We start from the raw sequence: 20,021 nt of genomic DNA, 5'->3' as shown, positions 1-20,021 counted from the left end.
TATTAACGCATGAAAAACCCAAATACAATGGAAGATCAATTCGGAATTCAAGCATCTTTGAAGAGATTAGGCATTAAGCCTGAAAACTTAGGAGCCTCTACTGGAGTCAATTGGATCGATTCCGGTGAATCATCTTTTTCGTCTTTTTCACCGGCTGATGGAAGGTTGATAGGTAAAACCCAAGCTACCAATCAAGAAGTCTATGAGCAAGTTATTTCGCAGGCACAGATCGCATTTGAACGCTGGAGACAAGTTCCGGCACCTCAGCGAGGAGAAATCGTTCGGGAAATCGGAAATGCTCTGCGTGAAAAGAAGGCAGATTTAGGTAAGCTCGTTTCCTATGAAATGGGGAAGTCTTATCAGGAGGGACTAGGAGAGGTGCAGGAGATGATTGATATCTGTGATTTTGCGGTTGGGCTTTCACGACAACTTTATGGCTTGACCATGCATTCCGAGCGTCCAGGACACAGGATGTACGAACAATGGCATGCCTTGGGAATCGTGGGGATTATTTCAGCTTTTAATTTCCCTGTGGCAGTTTGGTCCTGGAACGCTGCCTTGGCCTGGGTATGTGGGGATGTCTGTGTGTGGAAACCTTCTGAAAAAGCGCCGCTTTCCGGTATTGCTTGTCAGCAAATTGCAGGAGAGATTTTTGAAAAGCATGGAATGCCAGAGGGTATTTGCTCTTTGGTCAATGGAGATTACAAGGTAGGAGAGTTGATGTCAAATGATGCGAGAATTCCACTCGTTTCAGCGACCGGTTCCACTCGCATGGGTAAATTAGTAGCCGAGTCAGTTGGAAGGAGATTAGGTAGGTCTCTGTTGGAATTGGGAGGAAACAATGCAATTATCATCACTGAAAATGCTGATATGGATATGGCAATCCGAGGAGCATTATTTGGCGCAGTCGGAACAGCAGGACAGAGATGTACGAGTACTCGCCGATTGATTATCCATGAGAATGTTTACGAAGAAGTCAAAAAGAGACTTTCTTCTGCTTACGGCAAACTCGTAATAGGGAATCCATTGGATGAAAAAAATCATGTAGGTCCCGTGATCGATAAAGATGCGGTAAACATGTATCTGGCAGCTATAGAAAAAGTTGAAGAAGAAGGAGGGAAGGTAGTGGTAGAAGGTGGAGTGCTAAGTGGTGAAGGATACGAGTCTGGCTGCTATGTGAAGCCAGCAATCTATGAAGCAGAAAATCATTTCGAGATCGTGCAGCACGAGACTTTTGCGCCGATCCTGTACTTGATTAAATACAAGACTTTAGCAGAAGCGATCAGGCTTCAAAATGCTGTGCCTCAAGGTTTATCTTCAGCGATCATGACCACTAATATGCGGGAAGCTGAAGCATTTCTTGCAGTTTCTGGTTCTGACTGCGGTATTGCCAATGTCAATATCGGTACTTCAGGAGCAGAAATAGGAGGGGCCTTTGGAGGTGAAAAAGAAACCGGGGGAGGTCGCGAATCAGGATCTGATGCGTGGAAAGCATACATGCGTCGCCAGACAAATACAATTAATTACTCGTCCACCTTGCCGTTGGCGCAGGGGATTAAGTTTGATATTTGAAGCTCTAATCATTTCTTTAGAAAATATTTTGTAAATATTCTTACTCATTTTCAATGAATTAGATATGTTGTTTCGAAATGTATTTGCTTAAGAGGAAATAGAAATTACCTTTGCATTCCCTTACGAACGGAAAGGGATACAAAGATGGGAGTTTAGCTCAGTTGGTTCAGAGCATCTGCCTTACAAGCAGAGGGTCGGGGGTTCGAATCCCTCAACTCCCACATCTTATTAACAAAGCTCAAAAGTGAGTAAATTATATTTCTTGGGAGTTTAGCTCAGTTGGTTCAGAGCATCTGCCTTACAAGCAGAGGGTCGGGGGTTCGAATCCCTCAACTCCCACATTCAATCCCGGATAACTTATTCGGGATTTTTTTTGTCCAAAAAAAGACTGCTTCAATCCTTCTGAAGCAGTCTTTTTTCGCTTAGGAAAATAGTGCCATTATTCGAAATTCAACATAAAACCTGCCCTAAACCAGCGCCCTGGCATCTGTACAGTTCCCGCTTCCATATAATCTGTATCCGTAATGTTGGATGCTTCGGCAAAGAATCCGATTTTGCTTGTTCTATTGTAGTCAACACGCATATCCAACAGGAAATAAGGATCCTGATTCATTCGCTCCACATTTCTCATCTTAGTGTTCCATTCCAGCTTTTGACCTATTCCGATCAATACTCCTCCGATCACTTGGTTTTTCAAAGCCGTCAATGCATAGCGGGTTTCGATACCAGGCTGATTGATCAAATCAGCATTTATGTAGTTATAGGAAAGATTAAACTCCTTGATGTGTAAAGTTTTGCCATTTGGGCTAACTCTATAATTTAATGAAGCCTCGATTCCATTGAATTTCACTTCACTGAAATTTTGTGGTTGCCAAGGTGTGTTTGCATCAGGCCTGGTCCATTCGATCAAATTATCGGTGCTTCTGTTGAAATAGACCAGTTCTGCGAATAGGCCTGATTTAGACCATTTTGCTCCGATTTCGAAGTTTTGAGCTTGCTCAGGGACAAGGTTGTCATTTCCAATATTGGTTGGGCCAACGTAGTACAAATCGTTGTAAGTCGGGATTCTGTAGCTGATTCCATAGCCTGAATAAAGTCTAAGGTCCGTTGTCGCTTGGAAACCAAGTTCAGCTCCGGGGAAATGTTTCCAGCCGTATTCTGAGTAATAGTTGGAATATACACCAGCTCTTAGATCTGCTTTTTTTCCAATCGTAACTAGTTGCTCCAGAAAGATCCCGGATAATACCCGATCATGGTTGCCAAGATTTGTGCTTTCGATGGCTTCCTTTCTAGTTTCTAGTCCAAAGCCTGTCTTCCCAAGCATACTCTGAAAAGACCCATTTGCCTCCAAAGCATAAACGTCAGTGGTGTGGAAGTTTTGGTAGAATTCCGGCTCATCTCTCCTGAGTACATATTCATCTTGATTTCTTCTGAAGTAACCGCGTGTGTTTAAGTAAAAGTTGTCCAGATTAAGTGTATGGCTCAAAGAAGCAAGTGTAGTCTGTACACTTTCCCACTGGTCTGGAAAGGCACTGGAGTAAAAGCCATTGGCACCAAAGCTTCTGTCGGTATAGGCAATCATGCCTTTTAGCTCATTTCTTTCATTGATGTCAAGTCCGCCCTCGTAGAATATATTACTCACTTGATAGTCGGAATTGTACCAATGTCCATTGGAATCATCGTAGGAGACAGCCAGATTTTGTTTGTAGTTTCCCATTGGAAGAGAGCCTGCAAAGTTGAGTCCTTTCATCCCAAAGTCTCCGGCATAGCCTTGGACCCTTGCATACTTGTTATCGCTCAGTTCCGTGATCACATTGATTGCTCCTGCGTACGCATTTTGACCAAAAATTCTTGAAGCTGGGCCTTTCAAGACTTCCACTCGATCGATATTCACCAGCGGCACAGGGATGTTCATCATGTGATGTCCAGTTTGCGGATCACTAAGTTTGATACCGTTTAAGAGCATCAGCGTTTGCTCAAAAGAACCTCCACGGATACTAATATCTGATTGCACGCCAGTGACACCCCGCTGCCGGACATCTACTCCCGGTACGAAGGATAATACTTCTGCCAAACTTCTGGCAGGCGTAGTTTCTATCTGGCGCTTACTGATTAGTGAGATGTTTCTGCTCTGTTTTGAAAAGGGCAACTGGATCCTGTTTTCTTGGATCAAGACCTCTCCTAAATCTTGGGTAGTAGTGTCTGTTTGGGCATTTACGCTTAGACAAAACGCCAATGAAGACACAAGTAGTACTAGTTTTTGCATGGGTTGATCGTAAATAGTAACCCAAAAGTGGACTGAAAATATGCTTTTTCCAATAATGAGATATTTCTAAAAATTCGTTAAAGGGCGAATCTCATGTAAAATATAAAGGAGGTTAGAATAGCAATACTTACTTTTGAAACTAAATCAAATAAATAGTATGCGCAGGAAAATTATAGTTAAGCTGCTTTTTGCAGGAGCCATGCTCGCAGGAGTCAGCAATTCTTTTGCTCAAGAAGTAAAAGAGAATAACCAGGAACAATTTGGAGAGTTTATCAACCGGAAGGGGACTTATACCAGATCTGCCTCCGGTAAACCAAATCTAGGATACTGGCAAAACGAAGCCGATTATCAGATTGCGGTAACATTGGATGATTCCCTTCATACTCTTTCAGGAAACATCACCCTTACCTATACCAATAACAGCCCTGAGAATCTTGATTTCATCTGGATGCAGATGGAGCAAAACAGGTTTACTGAGGATTCCCGTGGAACGTTGACTACTCCGATCCAAGGCAACCGCTACAATGGCGATGTGGATGGAGGGTATGACATTGCTAACCTTCAGGCCAAAGTCGGTTCAAAAGGATCTGTTTCTACAAAGCACATCGTCTCGGATACTAGAATGCAAGTTTGGTTTAATGAGCCAATTCCAGCTAAAGGCGGTACAGCTACAGTTTCTATGGATTTTTCATTCAAAGTTCCTGTTGATGGAATGGATAGAATGGGGAGATTAGAGGTGGAAGATGGTTGGATCTATGCTTTCGCTCAGTGGTATCCTAAGGTAGCCGTTTTTGACGACATCGAAGGATGGAATGTTGAGCCTTATTTGGGTGCTGGCGAGTTTTACCTAGAATATGGAGATTTTGATTACAAAGTGACTGTGCCTTATGACCATATCGTGGTAGGTTCCGGTGAGCTTTTGAATCCAAAAGAAGTGCTAAGCAAGGAACTTCAGGATCGCTACGCAAAAGCTCAGGAAAGTGATACTACTGTGATGTTGGTCACTGCAGATGAGCTTGGAAATACTGAATTGACCAGACCAAAGCAAGACGGAACAGTAACTTGGCACTTTGCCATCCAAAACAGCCGTGATATAGCTTTTGCTAGTTCCAAAGCATTTATTTGGGATGCTGCCAAAATCGATTTGCCTAGCGGAAAAAAGATCTTAGCTCAATCGGTTTATCCTAAAGAATCAAATGGTGAAGAAGCGTGGTCAAGATCAACTGAATACAGCAAGGCTTCTATCGAGCATTATTCTGAAAAGTGGTTCGAATTTCCTTACGCTTCAGCTACTAACGTGGCGGCGGACATCAACGGAATGGAGTACCCAGGCTTGAATTTCTGCAGCTACAATTCCAAAGGAGAAGATCTATGGGGAGTGACTGACCACGAGTTTGGACACAACTGGTTCCCGATGATCGTTGGCACCAACGAGCGTCGTTACGCTTGGATGGACGAAGGCTTCAATACATTTATCAACCATTATAGCACTTTGGAATTCAACAATGGGGAATATCCATCCACTCTGAATGAAACCCGTAGATATGTGAATTTCTTCACAAGCGAGACTAGAGAAGGAATTGATACCTATCCAGATGTAGTGAATATTTCAAATTTGGGAATGTTGGCGTACAACAAGCCTGCAATGGGCTTGTTGATGCTTCGTGAATATATTCTCGGTCATGATCGGTTTGACAATGCATTCAAATCTTACATCAAAACCTGGGCATATAAGCATCCTCAGCCTTCAGACTTCTTCAATCATATGGAAAATGTAGCTGGAGAAAACCTTTCATGGTTTTGGCAGGGATGGTTCTACGGAACAGGCAACATCGATTTGGGAGTAAGCGCTGTAGTTCCTTATGCTGGTAACTACGTAGTAGTTTTGGCAAACAAAGGTGATATGCCGATGCCGGTATTGATGGAAGTTACTTACGATGACGGTACAACTGAGCGCAAAATGCTTCCTGTTGAGATCTGGCAGCGTGGAGACACATGGAATTACCTGCTGAAAACTGACAAGAAAGTGTCGGGAGTAGTAATTGATCCTGATAAGCTGCTTCCGGATGTGAATCTTGGAAATGACAGCTGGCCACAGGCACTGTATGAAAAATAAGTAATAAAAATGCCCAGACTTAGTTTCTGGGCATTTTTGCTTTTTGACAGATTTTTGATTTCAATAAGCATCGTTGATTTCCAACCACATGCCATCAGGATCCTGAATATAAATCTGGCGAATTCCATCAACTCGTATCGTCACTTTTCCTTTTTCACCCAACCAACTCTCAAATGGATAGTCAGTATTCTCTAAGGTTTTGATAAAGGCATCCATGTCTTTCATGCTGAAGCAAAGGTGATTCACTTTGGAGATTTGCGTAGGTACATTCGCCGCTTCTATAATATGTAGCGCCGCACCTCCACCTATGTTGTACCAGGCATGGAGACCGTCTTTAAAAGGTTCCTCGATTTCTTCTAAACCAACTATTTTCTGGTAAAACTCCTTACTCTCTTCCAGGTTACTCACGTGGACAGCGATATGGTTGACTTTGATCTGTGCAAAGGTGCTCATGGTAATTCCAAGTAATAAAAAGGTAAATAAAATTTTCATCGGATTTTGGATCAGTTAGTGATTTTTATTGCCTAATGTTAGTGTTTTTGAGAATGGATTGAAATATAAATCGACATTAAAAAAGAAAGCACTCGCCATGGCAAGTGCTTTCATATATATTCTATTCTTAAGGGATTTTACTCTTCCTCTTCTTCATGAAGATCAGTTGCCAAAGCTATTTTCTCCGCCTCGTCGAAAAGCTTGATGGCTTGAAGATATACCTCGTTGATGTCATTGACTACTTTGTAGAAAGCGCTGTCGTCATAAAGCTGACGCCCTAAGTGCGCTTTTACCAGTATTTTGAGGTAATCTTTTGACTTGTTGAAATCGGCTGCGTCAAATTCTACCTTATTTTTCTTGCCATACTCCACCAATTCATTTAGCATCGCATCACTGACGGTGAAGTCTGTGTAATACTGCTCCAAAGTCATGTTTTCAAATTTGGACTTGTTCTCATTTACATAATCAAGAACAAACTCACGGTTTGAATCGGAGTTGAAAAGCCTACTTACGTATGCCGATGACATGGTAGTATCTAACGGTACGAAATAATCAGGCATGATTCCTCCGCCTCCATAGACAGTACGTCCTTTTACCGTTTCGTATTTCAGGCTGTCATTGAACTTGATGCTGTCGGCTGAGAAAAATTCCCCATGTTCATAACGGTCCACCCAGTCTCTTTCATAAGCTTCATAATCCGCATCGTAAGGCTTTTGAATAGAGCGGCCAGAAGGGGTGTAGTACCTTGCAATAGTCAGTCTCAGTTCAGCTCCATCAGAAAGGTCAATCGGCATTTGAACCAAGCCTTTTCCGAAGGATCTTCTACCAACGATCAATCCTCTGTCATTATCCTGAATTGCGCCAGCAAGAATCTCAGAAGCCGATGCAGAACCTTCGTTTACAAGAACGATAACTGGGCCTTCTTCAAATAAACCTGGTTTGAAAGCAAAAGCTTTTTGATTGTACTGATCTACTTTCCCCTCTTGAGAAACTATCAGTGCTTTTCCACCTAAAAGCTCATCGGCCATATTAATCGCAGCTCCCATGTATCCGCCTGGGTTGCCTTGAAGGTCGATGACCAATTTTTCCATTCCTTTACTCTTCAAATCGGCTACGGATTCTTTGAATTCATCATAAGTAGTGGCAGCAAAACGGGTAACTTTGATGTAACCTATTTCATCGTTCACCATATAAGATGCATTGATACTGTATTGAGGGATTTTGTCACGCGTGATCTTGTACTCGATTAGATCCTTCTGATTTTTACGCTTCATGTCCACGACTACCACAGAACCTTTTGGTCCACGTAGTTTCTCGAACACATCCCGGTTGGTCACGCCCACGCCCGCCATGTTTTCGCCGTCAACCTTGATGATCTGATCGCCAGATTGAATACCAAGAGCTTCAGAAGGTCCACCGGTCAATGGAGCTACCACATATATAGTATCTCGAATGATTCCAAACTCAACTCCAATTCCGTCAAATTCTCCATCAAGTTGGGATTGCGCAATTGAAGCATCCTTTGCTGGAATGTAGCTGGTGTGCGGATCTAGGTGTTCAAGCATCTTATTGATGCCGTATTCGATTAATTCATTTGAATTGACGCTGTCCACATAATCTCTGTTGACATAAGTCATTATTTCTTGGAGCTTATAAAGTGCAGCTCTAAGATCATTTTGATTTCCTTTTGGCTCTGCAAAAGTGGCCCCAATCCATATCCCAGCTGATATGGCTAATGCCAATATTATTGGGAGTCTGATTTGGGATTTAGTGTTTTTTGTCTCGCTCACGACTTTCTCTTTCAGTTGGTTATATTTCTTTATTGTTAACGTAAATTACCCAATTTCCTCCTCTAATAGAAGGGACTTTTGATAAAGGTTGCAAATGTTTATACGAGGGCGCAGTATAATGGCTCAATTTATTCCCCTTTTTTCTGTTAAAAAAAATTATTTTTGCAAGATGCGAACTGCGAATGATTTTGAAAAGGCACTTGTGGGAGACTTAGTTTCTGAAAACTACGTCTTTGCTTCGGTGCTTCATTATTTCGGAATCAGCTTTTATCAGTATCCTACTGAATCGCTGCAGGTGGTTTGCAAAAAACATAAAGTTCACTCGAGTCAGCTGATAATAGAGCTGGAATCTTGGGCACAGCGCAAGGAACCTACTACAGAGGAACTTTACCTGAACCCTATCGAAGTATTGGTGGCTTATTTGAAGAAAAAGCACTATTATTTTGTGCGGCAAGAATTGCCTTTTCTTTCAAATATCATATCTGGAATCAATCCTGAGCCTCGTTACGCTAGCCTTATGGCTGATCTTCGGATTATGTTTCCGCTTTTTGTGGAGGATTTTATCCACCACATCCATGAGGAAGAAAGTCGCCTATTCAAGAGAATAGAATTGCTTCAGGACATCGAGGAAAATCGATTCTCATTGACGGATGCGATCACCATTTTGCAGAGAGACCCTATCCATATGCTGGCTGACCAGCACGAGATTCATGACGATGAGATGGAAGGTATCAGGAAATTGACCTCCGATTATTCATTGCAGGAAGATGCTCCACTGACCATGAAAGTGTTGTATCATGAATTGCAGAACTTTGAGCAAGAGCTTAGAATTCATGCCAAAATCGAAGACGAACTCCTTTTTCCCAAAGCTGTAGAGCTAGAAAGAGAAGCTTTGCGCCAGTTCAAAAAAATAACCAGAAAAAACTGATGCCCAGAATACTCGCAATTGACCTGGGAACCAAACGAACCGGCCTGGCTGTTACCGATACCTTGAAAATGTTGGCTAATCCACTCGAAACTATTGAGACTTCGACATTGCTTGATTACCTCAAGTGTTATTGTGGAAAAGAAGAGGTGGATACCTTGGTTCTTGGCTATCCAACTCGGCTGAATGGTGAGGATAACGAAATGACCCCAAAAGTGATTACTATGAAGGACAGGCTCTCGAAAGCTTTTCCAGATAAAAAAATAGAACTCGTCGATGAGCGGTTCACTTCTAAAATGGCCATGCAGAGCATGATTTCCATGGGAAGTAAAAAGAAAGACAGAAAAGAAAAAGCCGGAAACCTAGACAAGGTGAGTGCGGCGATTATTCTACAATCCTATTTAGAAAGACAATGATTTACCCAATAGTTGCTTACGGTAACCCTATTCTGAAAAAAGAAGCTGAGGAAATTACCGAAGGAACCGAGCTCGATGAGCTTATCAAAAATATGTTTGCTACGATGGACAATGCCAGTGGCGTGGGTCTCGCAGCACCTCAAATCAATCAGGGAATTAGTCTATTTGTGATTGATAGTACCTTAATGCTAGATGAGGAGGATGAAGAAGTCGGGATTCGTCGTGCATTTATCAATCCAATTATATTGGATGAATATGGGGATGATTACAGCTTCGAAGAAGGCTGCTTGAGTATTCCCGAGGTTCGCGCAGAAATTACCCGCCCTGAAATATTGACCATCGAATACTACGATGAAAACTGGAATCTGAAGGAAGAAGAATTCTCTGGAATGACTGCTCGCGTGATTCAGCATGAGTATGATCACTTGGAAGGGATTCTATTTGTAGATTACTTGAAGGGACTCAAAAAACGCTTGGTGAAATCCAAATTGATCGACGTCAGCAAAGGCAAAATTTCCACAGATTACCGCATGATTTATCCTCTCAAATGATAAAATCTCCCCAACTCAACATAGCACTGGTACAGACGAAACTTTATTGGAAAGATAAGGTGGCCAATCTGGCGATGCTGGAAGAGAAAATGTGGGAGATAGAAAATGGAGTAGATTTGATTATCCTTCCGGAAATGTTCCCGACAGGATTTAGCATGGATGCCGCAGAGTTGGCTGAGCCAATGAATCTGAATGTATGCAAGTGGATGCGACAGATGGCTTCACAAAAGAATGTTACAATCACCGGAAGTGCGATCATCCAGGTTGACGGAAAATATTACAACCGCCTGCTATGGGTGAGTCCTGATGGGATGATCCAGCATTACGATAAGCGTCATCTTTTTCGGATGGCAGATGAGGATCAATCATTTTCAGCCGGAGATAGATTGCCGATTTTTGAGTTGAATGGTTGGAAAATTTGCCCACAAGTTTGCTACGATCTTAGGTTTCCGATTTGGTCTAGAAATAGAATGATCGACGGTGAATTAGCCTATGACCTTATTTTCTATGTAGCATCATGGCCGGCAGCGAGAGTTTCAGCCTGGGATGCGCTGTTGCCGGCACGAGCTATTGAGAATCTAGCATATTCTATCGGTGTTAATCGGGTAGCAGAAGATGGTAACGGGATAATGTACAATGGACATTCTGCTGCCTATGATTTCAAAGGAAATTCGCTTGAGTTTCTGGGTGAGAAGGAGAAAATCAGCATAATCACTTTAGATAGAGAAGCTTTAGATTCCTACCGGGAGAAGTTTCCGGCTTGGATGGATTCTGATAATTTTTCAATCCAATAAGTTAACCCGTTAAGGATTCTTACTTTATGTAAGTGGAATTTGAAACAAGGATATTTTCCGTATTTTAGCCTCCATATTTTAAGACCCTGTTTCCTCTTTTTTCCAATCCAACTACAGTTTGAAATGGATCTGACCTCACGTAGGTCAACTGAAGCCTCAGGGTATAACATGTCTTTTTGAATTACTAAAACCATGAGTAACCAAACTCCAAAAATCCTTTATACGCTGACTGACGAAGCACCAGCTTTGGCCACGTATTCCCTATTACCAATAGTAGAAGCATTTACTAAGTCCGCAGGAGTATCAGTGGAAACACGTGATATCTCTCTTTCCGGAAGAATTATTTCCAATTTCCCGGAATTTTTGACTCCTGAGCAGCAGCTTCCAGATACCCTTGCAGAGCTTGGTGATATCGCGAAAACTCCAGAAGCGAACATTGTGAAACTTCCGAATATCTCAGCTTCTGTTCCGCAGCTTAAGGCTGCGATCAAGGAACTTCAGGCGCAAGGATATGCTCTTCCTGAGTATCCAGAGGAGCCAAAAACTGACGAAGAAAAAACCATAAAAGGCAAATACGATAAAATCAAAGGTTCTGCTGTGAACCCTGTTCTACGTGAAGGAAACTCCGACCGAAGAGCTCCTCAGGCAGTGAAAGCCTATGCTAGAAAGCATCCGCATTCCATGGGTAAATGGTCTGCAGATTCCAAATCACACGTGGATAGCATGACTGAGGGTGATTTTTACGGAAGTGAAAAATCTCACACTTTGGCTGATGCAACAGTGGTATCCATTGAACTTCATGGCGCTGATGGCAATAAAGAAATCCTTAAATCTGGTTTGAAACTTCAGGCTGGAGAAGTGGTTGATGCTGCTACTATGAGCATTGCAGCTTTGACGGCTTTTCTTAGAAAAGCTAAAGCTGAGGCAAAGCAGCAAGGTGTTCTTTTCTCCATTCACATGAAAGCTACGATGATGAAGGTGTCAGATCCTATCATCTTCGGCCATGCTGTGAAGGTGTTTTTTGAGCCTGTTTTTGCGAAGCATATCGCTACATTCAATGAAGCAGGAATTGATGTGAATAATGGATTTGGAGATTTGATCTCTAATCTGGATAAACTTTCTATTCCTCAAAGAACCGAAGTGGAAGCTGATATCGCAGCCTGTCTTGCCGATAGCCCAGACTTGGCTATGGTGAATTCTGATAAAGGAATCACCAATCTTCACGTGCCTAGTGATGTGATTATCGATGCTTCTATGCCAGCGATGATCAGAACGTCCGGTCAGATGTGGAACAAGGCAGGTAAACTTCAGGATACCAAAGCGATAATTCCAGATAGATCTTATGCTGGGGTTTATGAAGCTACAATCAACTTCTGCAAAGCTCATGGAGCATTCGATCCATCGACGATGGGCTCTGTGCCAAACGTAGGTTTGATGGCTCAAAAAGCAGAGGAATATGGTTCACACGATAAAACTTTTGAAGTTCCTTATGCTGGGACGGTGAAGGTGTTGGATCAAAACAATCACGAAATCTTCTCTCATGCTGTGGAAGCTGGAGATATCTGGAGAATGTGCCAGACGAAAGATGCGCCGATTCAGGACTGGGTGAAACTGGCTGTGACCAGAGCAAGACTTTCTGATACTCCTGCCATCTTCTGGTTGGATCCAAATAGAGCGCATGACGCTGAATTGATCAAAAAAGTAAATAAATACCTTCTTGACCATGACCAAACAGGACTTGAGATTTCTATCCTTTCTCCTGTCGAGGCGACAAATCTATCTTTGGCTAGGATAAAAGAAGGAATGGATACGATTTCTGTTACTGGAAATGTGTTGAGAGATTACTTGACAGATTTGTTCCCGATTTTGGAATTGGGTACTTCTGCCAAAATGCTTTCTATTGTACCATTGATGAACGGTGGAGGATTGTTCGAAACCGGAGCTGGTGGATCTGCGCCTAAACACGTGGAGCAATTCGTGACTGAAGGTCACTTACGCTGGGATTCTTTGGGTGAATTCCTTGCGTTGGCAGTTTCATTGGAGCATTTGGGAAGAACTTTCCATAATGACAAAGCTTTGTTACTAGGCGAGACCTTAGATCTTGCTACTGGTAAATTTCTAGAAAATGACAAATCCCCAGCTCGTGTAGTTGGAAAATTAGACAATAGAGGAAGTCATTTCTACTTGGCACTTTATTGGGCTCAGGCACTTGCCGAGCAAAATAAGGATGCGGAATTGAAGGCTAAATTCACTCCATTGGCCCAGGCACTAGAGGCACAAGAAGCTACGATAGTGGATGAACTGAATGGTTCTCAAGGTACTACTCTAAATATTGGTGGATACTTTAGACCAGACGCAACACTAGCTTCTCAAGCGATGCGACCAAGCGCTACGTTGAATGATATTTTGACAACTTTGGTTTAATGAAAAACTAGAAACAAGTGAAGCCATCTGAGGAATCGGGTGGCTTTTTTTGATTATGGTGAGACTATGGCAACATTAATCTTGCATTTTTGAAATCCGAAATCCGATATCAAAAATCCGAAATCCAATCATTCCTCCTCAAAACTCACCCCATTCGCCCGCATAAATTCCTTGATTACTGAGACGTGAATACATTCACCCAAATGGATAAATGCATAGTCATTCACTTTTTTGGCTTTGCCATGGGCGATGATTGCTTTTTCTTCGATGTCAAACCCTAAGTGTAAATGTTTTGTGCGGCTCTGCATACCACAGACTTTTCCAGTGGAATCGAACAGTGGTCCGCCACTTTGACCTCTCAGTCCAGGGGTGCTCATTTCCATTCCATAGACTTTGCCGTTTTTGTCTCCCAGAAACCGGGTAAGCATGCCTTCGATGGGGAATCTAGGCGATCGCTTGTTTCCGCTTTCGGCCCATTCCAAACACTGGTTTTGAGTGTTCAATTGATAGTTGGAAAATTCAGGAAAGGGGAATCCAAGTCTGCAAAGCATCGCGCCAGGGTTGATGTCTGTATGGTCTTTTTTGAATTTTGGAACGTTGGTAAATAAGGTCTTTTCGAAGCCTTCGAATTTGATCAAGGCCAAGTCGTATTCCGGGTGAAGGAAAAACTTCATATTTTTGATCTGATCCACGCAATCCACAAAAGTGATTCGCATTTCTGAGGTGGAGTCGGGTTTTAGGCCTAGCTTTTTTGCCAATGCTGAGCGCTGTCCTCCCCCTAATTCTTTGCCTTGCTGAAGGAATGTGTTGTATTTCTGATTGATTTGATCTGCCTGAGATAGCCATTGCGCTACATGTTTGCAGGTCAAGGCATATCCCTCCTGATTGACGAAAAAAAGAGTGGCGGCACCTCTTTCGATTTGAGTGCTTCCAAATTTTCTGGAGATAGAATGAATGGCTCGGGTGTAGCCGGCGGTTTCGAGAATTGCTTTTTCGAACATCAAAAATTGCTTATTTAAGGCTTCAAAATAGACAAAAGCATCGTAAAACTGATTTTTTCAGAATTTTTATGGAATTATTTTTCTCCGAAATCGATTGAATACAAGAAGATTTGACGAGCCTCAACAGATAGTTTGGGCTAGCCAAATAAATGTAATAACTTAGCCATCCCTCAGGGATTTTTAGCCAAAAGTGGCATACCCTATAAAGGGGTTTTTAGGAATCAAACCTATACTCAAATCAAAATAAATATGAGCAAGATTAAAGTTGGAATCAACGGATTCGGTAGAATCGGACGTTTGGCGTTCAGAGTTGCACAAGAAAGAGAAGATATCCAAGTAGTAGCGATCAACGATTTGATCGACGTGGACTACATGGCATATATGCTTAAGTATGACTCTACTCACGGTAACTTCAAAGGTACTGTAGAGGTAAAAGACGGCGCATTGGTAGTGAATGGAAATAGCATTCGTGTTACTTCTGAGAAAAGCCCAGCTAACCTTAAGTGGGGTGAAGTAGGAGCTGATTATGTAATCGAATCAACTGGTATTTTCTTGACTAAAGAAACTGCTCAGGGTCACATCGATGCAGGTGCAAAGAAAGTAGTAATGTCTGCTCCATCTAAAGATGATACGCCGATGTTCGTAATGGGTGTAAACGAAGATTCTTACACTTCTGACATGGTTTTCGTGTCTAACGCATCTTGTACTACAAACTGTTTGGCTCCAATCGCCAAAGTATTGAATGATAACTGGGGAATCGAAGAAGGTTTGATGACTACAGTTCATGCAACTACAGCAACACAGAAAACTGTTGACGGACCTTCTGCGAAGGACTGGAGAGGTGGACGTGGCGCAGGTCAGAACATCATTCCTTCATCTACTGGAGCTGCTAAAGCAGTAGGTAAAGTAATTCCTGAGCTTAACGGTAAATTAACTGGTATGGCATTCAGAGTTCCTACTCCAGATGTTTCTGTTGTCGATTTGACAGTTAGATTGAAAAAGCCAGCTACTTACGAAGAAGTTTGTGCTAAAATGAAAGAAGTTTCTGAGACTACTATGAAAGGTGTTCTTGGATATACTGAAGATGATGTGGTTTCTAACGATTTCTTGGGAGATCCTAGAACTTCTATCTTCGATGCAGGTGCAGGTATCCAGCTTTCTGACACGTTCTTGAAAGTTGTTTCTTGGTACGACAACGAGTGGGGTTACTCTAATAAAGTAATTGACTTGGTAAGCTTCATTGCTAGCAAATAAGGAGAAGTAATTCTCAAAAAATACACAAAAGCCGATCTTAGGATCGGCTTTTTTCGTTAATGATGAAAACAAAAATCAGGACTAAGCCTGTTGTATTAAAAAAAGCATGCCCATGATTCTTCCTTTTTTTCCATTGAAATTAGTCGTTTTTCCCGGAGAGGAGCTTAATCTTCACATATTTGAGCCTCGATATAAAGAGTTGATCAAGGATGTAGAGGAAGGAAATCTGACATTTGGAGTCTGTACTTTTATTGATCAGCTTTCTGGGTACGGTACGGAAGTGAAGTTAGGGGCGATCCATATGAGATATGACGACGGCAGAATGGATATTAGTACTACTGGCCAGCGGGTTTTCAAAATAGCCACCTTTGATAATCCTTCGCCAGGCAAAGAATATGCTGCGGGCGCTATTGAGTGGCTAGATGATGATCTCAGAGTCCCGGATTTTTTACATCATGAGTATATTTTTTACCTGCGGGAAATGCTCCATTTGTTGCGTTATGATGTGAGTTTCAATCCAGCTGATGTTGATTCGTATTCTTTTTCACACAAAATCGGACTCAAACTGGAAGAGGAGTTAGAGTTGATCAAACTTCCTTCTGAGGAAAAAAGAACCGAATTTCTCATCAAACATCTCAAAAGAATCATTCCCGCTCTACAAGCTGCTGAGCAAGCCAAAGAGAAAATTAAGCTAAATGGCCATTTTAAGCACCTTGATCCTTTAGATTTCTAATTATTGATGGATGGATTGCATTCGCATCAAATCATCCGTTGACTGTAAAATTTTGTTTTTCAGGATAGGGTTGTAGCCTGGGTTTTGATTTAGGAAATCTGAGACGATTTTAGCCGCCTCTGGCGATGTGTATTGCCCTGCGGTGGCAGAAGCCCATCTTTTAGGGAAGAAGATATCCCCAGTCTTCTGAATGTCTTCTAAAAGCGCTAGCGCTAAAGGGAGATGCTTGATCGCTGACTTTTGATGCAAAGGATGATGTATGTATCCACAGGCAGCTAGCACCCAAGATTCTTTTTCACGGTTAGTTGCTTCTTTGAATGATTCGAAGAGGGAATCTCGCTCAGACTCAATTTGAGATAAGGCAGGCTGGAGAAAGTCAAATCGATCAAGTTTGTCAGGATTGCTAATCCTGGTTCTCTCCTCAGTCAGTATTTCATCTGCTTTTGGGTGACCATAAAGTGCTAAAGTCATTGCCAAACTGGTGAAATTGTCTGGGTTCAGTTTCAGGTCTTTGATCTCAACTTCTTTTTTCCAGACGTTATAAAGTCGGTTATAACCAGTTTGATAATAGGCGATTCCGCTATAAAGAGAGAAGATTGTTTTCTTCAAATTAGTTGGAAGATCCTGTTGCATTTGGTTCCAAAGTTGGTTTTCCAAGGCAGGTAAAACTTGCTCCCTTTGCTCTTCGGTTAGGAAGTTCCAGAAAATATTGTTGAGTTCTCCAGAAATCAAGCGTGCAAGGATCTCATTTTGCTCTGCTGCAATTCCTTTTTGAAAAGTTTCAAAAGCCAGAATTGGAGCAATGTTACCTGAGAGGGTATTTTCATACAAATTGATGTAGGATTGCCCTAGCATTACTTCATCTGGAAGCGAAGTGATTTGAGGAAGTGAGCTTTGATCTATAGGGAAAACACCATAGCCTAGGCCATTGCTATTGTAAAGAATAGCTGAAGGTTGTTGTTGACCAATCGCTTCTTTCAGATCCAGCGTTTTATCCTTCATGGCGACAGAAAACGTTTTACTTTCGCCTTCATAGAAAAAGGTGATATCGAATAGCTGTGGCCAAACTTTACCCGATCCATCTTCAGCTTTTTGAGTTATTACAAAGGAGCTGATTGTCCCGTCTTTGCCAAGTTCGATTTTGTCGGAAAAAATAGGTCTGCCTGACTGATTTACCCAGACTTCACTCCATTGCTGAAGATCCATTGAAGTGTTTTCATCCAAAATCTCTACAAGGGCATTCCAATCGGCATTTCCGTTTGCGTATGTCTTGATGTATTTCTGAATGCCGTTTTGAAATGCAGCTTCTCCCATGACTGTTTCTAGCTGCCGCATCATGATTGGAGCTTTGTCGTAAATGATACTTCCATAAAGGGATCCAGCGTCCTTCAGATTGGCTAAATTCTGCCGAATTGGATTCGTTCCTTTCGTGCGGTCTTCTCCATAGGCAGAAGGGTAGTGATTGGTGAGAAAAGATAGCTCGTGGTTGATCTCGGGGTAAGTCGGGTTGACGAGCTTCCCAGCCATGAAGTTTGCGAAAACCTCTTTCATCCAGACATCCTCAAACCAATCCATAGTCACCAAATCTCCAAACCACATATGGGCGGTTTCATGTCCTATTAGTTTTGCTCTGCTAAGCAATTCTGAATCGGTGGCATTTTCGTCCAGGAAAAGCGAGGATTCCCGGTATTGGATGGCTCCCACATGTTCCATTCCGCCATATTGGAAAATGGGGATGGTGGCAAAATCTAGCTTTTGAAATGGGAAAGGGTAGGCAGTGTACTCCTCTAAAAATTCTTTTGCCTTTTGATGTAAAATGAAAAGCTCAGGGATAGAAGCTTCAATTTTTTCAGGGTTTGTTTCCCTGTAAAGCAGGGTTTGTGGGAAGTCAGATTCAGACTTTGCTTCCTCAAATTCTCCTGCCACAAATGAGAATAAATAGGTACTCATCATATCTGACTTAGCGAAGCGATGAGTGATAAACTCTCCGTTTTCTTCAGAAGCTATTTCGGGGCTGCCTGCTAAGACTTTCCAGCTTTTCGGAGCTGAGATATTCAGCGTATAGTTTGCCTTCAGATTTGGCTGATCAAAACAAGGGAAAAGCGTGCTGGCTCGGTCTGGCACAAGCAGGGTGTAAAGAAAACTCTCATTCCGGTTAAGCGATAGCTCTCCGGCGATGAATTCAATTTCAATGGAATTAGGACCTTTTACCAGCAATTCCTTTGCTATGATCAAATGCTGGTCTCGATGGTCGATTTCGGATGACTTTCCATTCACCTTGAGAGAAAGTAGATGTGACGTTTCCTCATGAAAATCTAAAATCAATGGATGGGATAGATCAGAAATTTCTACTTCCAGCAGCAAGTTGGAATTTATTTTCTCCGACTTTTCCGAAGGGATATCAAAAGATAAATTGTAATGAATATCCGATACTTGCTGCTTTCTGAATTTGGCCAGTTCAGAAGAAATTCCAGAATCGTAGAAATGTGCATCTGAAACTGGTTTTTCACAGGAAGTAAATAGCAAGGCGATTCCAAAAAGCAACAAGAGGTTTTTCATGTCTCAACAATCAGCATCTTTTGGAAGATTAGCAAGCTGAATTACATCCGCGTTACGTCGGATTTTTTGATGAAGGCACTTTTGTCCTTCCATTCTACCTCATACCAGATGTCTTTGTTGGATTTGATGTGAACTCGATGTCCTGGCTCCACCATGTCGATCAATTCTCCTCCAGCTGAAGGTTTGCTGACAATAAATGTTGGGCTGCTGGTGATTAGTCCCGTACGAGGGCCATTTAAGAAGTTATTTGCCGCGAATATCAGGACGATTAGTAATATGGTCGGCCAGAAAGTCTGAGTCTTTTCTGATTTGCGTCCCGTTATCCAGCTTGCGATTATGGATAAGACAAGGAAAATAGCCAAGGCTCCCACAATGTATTCTTGATATTCGGTGAGAAATATTAAAAAGCGCTGCCCATCGCTCACTTCGTATCCTACCAATGAACTCTGACCGGTAAGGCTTTTGATTTTTGTAATGGCCTGTGGGTTCGGATCTAGGTCATAGTATTTGCTGAGATAAAGCGTTGCTCGTTCGTTGTCGCCTATACCCTCAGAAATGAAAGCCATTTTCAGCAGCATGGCAGGTGAATAAACTCCGGATTGGTAGTTAGAATCATAGATTTCCATTGCTTCCTTGTAGCTTCTCGCATTGAACAAAGAATCTGCTTTATTTAGGTCAATTACATCTGCTTGACAATGAATACTTTGTAGAGATATCGATAAAAATATCAAAAGTTTTGTGAGAAAGATTGATTTCACGTTTGGCATTTAAAATTTGTCCCCTTATTTTTGCAGTCCAATTACGGCAATGATCTGGCAAAAAGCAAGGCCAAGGAGTCAATTTGAAAGGTTTTAAGTGACCATTTTATGGTTAAAATTTCTGAAAATTTTCAGAGCAATATGATTCCGTAGTTCATCCTGATTTTATAGGGAGAGTACTGGTATTGATCTAAGAGAAATAATAGAGGTGGATAACGATTCACTATAGAATATAGAGTAAATGATTCCGTAGCTCAGCTGGTAGAGCATCCCGATTTTATCGGGAGGGTACTGGTACTGATCCAAGAGTTATAATAGAGGTGGATAACGATTCACCATAAGAATATAGAGTAAATGATTCCGTAGCTCA

General features: G+C 42.0%; 15 protein-coding genes and 2 tRNA genes. 11 read left to right on the top strand and 6 right to left on the bottom strand.

The annotated features are described in order from the left end of the window. The first annotated feature begins 27 nt into the window (after nucleotides 1–27). From amaB to BM386_RS23175, 3 genes are all read left to right on the top strand, one after another. Nucleotides 28–1,572, top strand: a complete 1,545-nt coding sequence (gene amaB / locus BM386_RS23185; RefSeq protein WP_091698594.1) for an L-piperidine-6-carboxylate dehydrogenase — start codon at nucleotides 28–30, stop codon at nucleotides 1,570–1,572. Between the two features lie 146 nt (nucleotides 1,573–1,718). Continuing rightward, nucleotides 1,719–1,793, top strand: a tRNA-Val gene (locus BM386_RS23180). 43 nt (nucleotides 1,794–1,836) lie between these two features. Then, a tRNA-Val gene (locus BM386_RS23175) sits at nucleotides 1,837–1,911 on the top strand. 100 nt (nucleotides 1,912–2,011) lie between these two features. Here BM386_RS23175 and BM386_RS23170 read toward each other — a convergent pair. Beyond that, on the bottom strand, nucleotides 2,012–3,838 hold the full coding sequence (locus BM386_RS23170) for a TonB-dependent receptor plug domain-containing protein (RefSeq protein ID WP_091698525.1): 1,827 nt from the start codon (nucleotides 3,836–3,838) through the stop codon (nucleotides 2,012–2,014). A gap of 157 nt (nucleotides 3,839–3,995) precedes the next feature. Here BM386_RS23170 and BM386_RS23165 point away from each other — a divergent pair, with 157 nt between their 5' ends. After that, nucleotides 3,996–5,954, top strand: a complete 1,959-nt coding sequence (locus BM386_RS23165; RefSeq protein ID WP_091698522.1) for a M1 family metallopeptidase — start codon at nucleotides 3,996–3,998, stop codon at nucleotides 5,952–5,954. A gap of 60 nt (nucleotides 5,955–6,014) precedes the next feature. On the opposite strand, the gene BM386_RS23160 is transcribed toward BM386_RS23165, so the two are convergent. Beyond that, nucleotides 6,015–6,446: a VOC family protein gene (locus tag BM386_RS23160; protein WP_244545607.1), complete on the bottom strand. Its 432-nt coding sequence runs from the start codon at nucleotides 6,444–6,446 to the stop codon at nucleotides 6,015–6,017. Between the two features lie 137 nt (nucleotides 6,447–6,583). Further along, nucleotides 6,584–8,236 carry a S41 family peptidase gene (locus BM386_RS23155; protein ID WP_091698517.1) on the bottom strand — a complete coding sequence of 551 codons (1,653 nt, stop codon included), beginning with the start codon at nucleotides 8,234–8,236 and terminating at the stop codon, nucleotides 6,584–6,586. 169 nt (nucleotides 8,237–8,405) lie between these two features. Between BM386_RS23155 and BM386_RS23150 the strand changes: the two genes are divergently transcribed. The 5 genes from BM386_RS23150 (at nucleotide 8,406) to BM386_RS23130 (ending at nucleotide 13,346) form a co-directional block, all read left to right on the top strand. Then, on the top strand, nucleotides 8,406–9,164 hold the full coding sequence (locus tag BM386_RS23150; RefSeq protein ID WP_091698590.1) for a hemerythrin domain-containing protein: 759 nt from the start codon (nucleotides 8,406–8,408) through the stop codon (nucleotides 9,162–9,164). After that, on the top strand, nucleotides 9,164–9,577 hold the full coding sequence (gene ruvX, locus BM386_RS23145; protein WP_091698514.1) for a Holliday junction resolvase RuvX: 414 nt from the start codon (nucleotides 9,164–9,166) through the stop codon (nucleotides 9,575–9,577). Before BM386_RS23150 ends, ruvX begins: the two co-directional genes overlap by 1 nt. After that, a complete protein-coding gene (def, locus tag BM386_RS23140; RefSeq protein WP_091698512.1) occupies nucleotides 9,574–10,128 on the top strand; it encodes a peptide deformylase in 555 nt (184 codons plus the stop codon). The genes ruvX and def overlap by 4 nt, the downstream gene beginning before the upstream one ends. Further along, a complete protein-coding gene (locus BM386_RS23135) occupies nucleotides 10,125–10,922 on the top strand; it encodes an amidohydrolase (protein WP_091698509.1) in 798 nt (265 codons plus the stop codon). Before def ends, BM386_RS23135 begins: the two co-directional genes overlap by 4 nt. Before the next feature lie 192 nt (nucleotides 10,923–11,114). Next, nucleotides 11,115–13,346 carry an NADP-dependent isocitrate dehydrogenase gene (locus BM386_RS23130; RefSeq protein WP_091698506.1) on the top strand — a complete coding sequence of 744 codons (2,232 nt, stop codon included), beginning with the start codon at nucleotides 11,115–11,117 and terminating at the stop codon, nucleotides 13,344–13,346. Between the two features lie 128 nt (nucleotides 13,347–13,474). Here BM386_RS23130 and BM386_RS23125 read toward each other — a convergent pair whose 3' ends face one another. Then, nucleotides 13,475–14,347, bottom strand: a complete 873-nt coding sequence (locus BM386_RS23125; protein ID WP_091698503.1) for a S1 family peptidase — start codon at nucleotides 14,345–14,347, stop codon at nucleotides 13,475–13,477. 249 nt (nucleotides 14,348–14,596) lie between these two features. Here BM386_RS23125 and gap point away from each other — a divergent pair, with 249 nt between their 5' ends. Next, entirely contained in the window at nucleotides 14,597–15,601 is a 1,005-nt protein-coding gene (gene gap, locus BM386_RS23120) for a type I glyceraldehyde-3-phosphate dehydrogenase (protein ID WP_091698500.1), read from the top strand. Nucleotides 15,602–15,713: 112 nt separating this feature from the next. Beyond that, nucleotides 15,714–16,334: an LON peptidase substrate-binding domain-containing protein gene (locus BM386_RS23115; RefSeq protein ID WP_244545606.1), complete on the top strand. Its 621-nt coding sequence runs from the start codon at nucleotides 15,714–15,716 to the stop codon at nucleotides 16,332–16,334. Here BM386_RS23115 and BM386_RS23110 read toward each other — a convergent pair whose 3' ends face one another. Both BM386_RS23110 and BM386_RS23105 read right to left on the bottom strand, forming a co-directional pair. Further along, a complete protein-coding gene (locus BM386_RS23110) occupies nucleotides 16,335–18,893 on the bottom strand; it encodes a M1 family metallopeptidase (RefSeq protein WP_091698495.1) in 2,559 nt (852 codons plus the stop codon). It abuts the gene before it with no gap. A gap of 41 nt (nucleotides 18,894–18,934) precedes the next feature. After that, on the bottom strand, nucleotides 18,935–19,660 hold the full coding sequence (locus tag BM386_RS23105) for a tetratricopeptide repeat protein (protein WP_091698493.1): 726 nt from the start codon (nucleotides 19,658–19,660) through the stop codon (nucleotides 18,935–18,937). Between the last annotated feature and the right edge of the window lie 361 nt (nucleotides 19,661–20,021).

It is taken from the genome of Algoriphagus locisalis (assembly GCF_900116615.1).
GTDB lineage: Bacteria > Bacteroidota > Bacteroidia > Cytophagales > Cyclobacteriaceae > Algoriphagus > Algoriphagus locisalis.
This window is presented reverse-complemented; position numbering and strand designations above follow the sequence as displayed.

What these genes read in the sequence shown, in the direction of transcription:
- amaB (WP_091698594.1), top strand. Translation starts at nt 28, where the DNA reads ATGGAAGATCAATTCGGAATTCAAGCATCTTTGAAGAGATTAGGCATT.
- BM386_RS23170 (WP_091698525.1), bottom strand. Translation starts at nt 3,838, where the DNA reads ATGCAAAAACTAGTACTACTTGTGTCTTCATTGGCGTTTTGTCTAAGC.
- BM386_RS23165 (WP_091698522.1), top strand. Translation starts at nt 3,996, where the DNA reads ATGCGCAGGAAAATTATAGTTAAGCTGCTTTTTGCAGGAGCCATGCTC.
- BM386_RS23160 (WP_244545607.1), bottom strand. Translation starts at nt 6,446, where the DNA reads ATGAAAATTTTATTTACCTTTTTATTACTTGGAATTACCATGAGCACC.
- BM386_RS23150 (WP_091698590.1), top strand. Translation starts at nt 8,406, where the DNA reads ATGCGAACTGCGAATGATTTTGAAAAGGCACTTGTGGGAGACTTAGTT.
- ruvX (WP_091698514.1), top strand. Translation starts at nt 9,164, where the DNA reads ATGCCCAGAATACTCGCAATTGACCTGGGAACCAAACGAACCGGCCTG.
- def (WP_091698512.1), top strand. Translation starts at nt 9,574, where the DNA reads ATGATTTACCCAATAGTTGCTTACGGTAACCCTATTCTGAAAAAAGAA.
- BM386_RS23135 (WP_091698509.1), top strand. Translation starts at nt 10,125, where the DNA reads ATGATAAAATCTCCCCAACTCAACATAGCACTGGTACAGACGAAACTT.
- BM386_RS23130 (WP_091698506.1), top strand. Translation starts at nt 11,115, where the DNA reads ATGAGTAACCAAACTCCAAAAATCCTTTATACGCTGACTGACGAAGCA.
- BM386_RS23125 (WP_091698503.1), bottom strand. Translation starts at nt 14,347, where the DNA reads ATGTTCGAAAAAGCAATTCTCGAAACCGCCGGCTACACCCGAGCCATT.
- gap (WP_091698500.1), top strand. Translation starts at nt 14,597, where the DNA reads ATGAGCAAGATTAAAGTTGGAATCAACGGATTCGGTAGAATCGGACGT.
- BM386_RS23115 (WP_244545606.1), top strand. Translation starts at nt 15,714, where the DNA reads ATGATTCTTCCTTTTTTTCCATTGAAATTAGTCGTTTTTCCCGGAGAG.
- BM386_RS23110 (WP_091698495.1), bottom strand. Translation starts at nt 18,893, where the DNA reads ATGAAAAACCTCTTGTTGCTTTTTGGAATCGCCTTGCTATTTACTTCC.
- BM386_RS23105 (WP_091698493.1), bottom strand. Translation starts at nt 19,660, where the DNA reads ATGCCAAACGTGAAATCAATCTTTCTCACAAAACTTTTGATATTTTTA.